At 67.8% G+C, this 851-nt stretch carries 1 protein-coding gene; it reads right to left on the reverse strand.

Translation table 11 applies throughout. The features are described 5' to 3' along the window. Nucleotides 1-851: DUF222 domain-containing protein (locus QJS31_RS37255; protein ID WP_306359030.1), on the reverse strand; the 851-nt coding region annotated here is incomplete at both ends.

Genomic DNA, 851 nt, shown 5'->3' on the forward strand with positions numbered 1-851 from the left:
TATGATGCACCGCACACATCGTCGCCGGAGCCTCACACCCCGGACGCGTACAGCCCCGATCAGCGGCGATACACGCCAACCGCTGCCACGACGACGCCAACCGATACTTCCCCCGCCCCAAATGCAACGGGAGTCCTTTGCCGTCGAACAGCATCAACAACGGATAGCTGCCCTCGGCCATCCGCAACGCGTCCCGAACCGACATCACCGATCCCGACGCGGTGTGGGCGTACCCGGCCCCGGCCTGCAGGTCGGTCACACTCATCGTCAACACCACCGACACCGGCACACCCCGATGACTCCCGAGGTTCTCCGGACCACCCCCAGCAGCCAGGAACGCTTTCACCGCGTCGTGGTTACGCTGCCCGGCACTACGCCGATCCCGCCGCGCCGCCGCTTCCACTGTGTCTTTGTCGACGGCTGCGGGTCCCATCCGGGGGCTGTAGGGATCCTCGGGATTACACATCCCCGGCCGCGCCCACTTCGCCAACACCACATCCAACAACGCCCGCAACTGCGGATCCAGCACGCCCTTGATCTCGCTCATACCGTCCACGCGTTGTTTGCCCACCCACAGCTCGCGGCGTCGGGCGCGGTCGTCGTCGCTGGTGAGGACCCCGTCCGGGTCCAGGCACGACAGCAGCACGTGCCCGACCTTGCTCACGTACTCCGGCGGCATCTGGCTCGCCGCGCGGGCGAGCTGCTGTTCGGCCTCGGCCTGCGTCTCGACGGGCACCGCATTGGGGATGCGGTCCATCACCCGCATGATCACCCGCGCGTGCTCCGGCGACACCACACCCTCGGCCTGCAGGGTCGCGGTGGTCGGCAACAACGCCGGACCAGGTTCCCCA

Origin of the sequence: Nocardia sp. CC213A (assembly GCF_030766805.1) — a bacterium.
GTDB lineage: Bacteria > Actinomycetota > Actinomycetes > Mycobacteriales > Mycobacteriaceae > Nocardia > Nocardia otitidiscaviarum.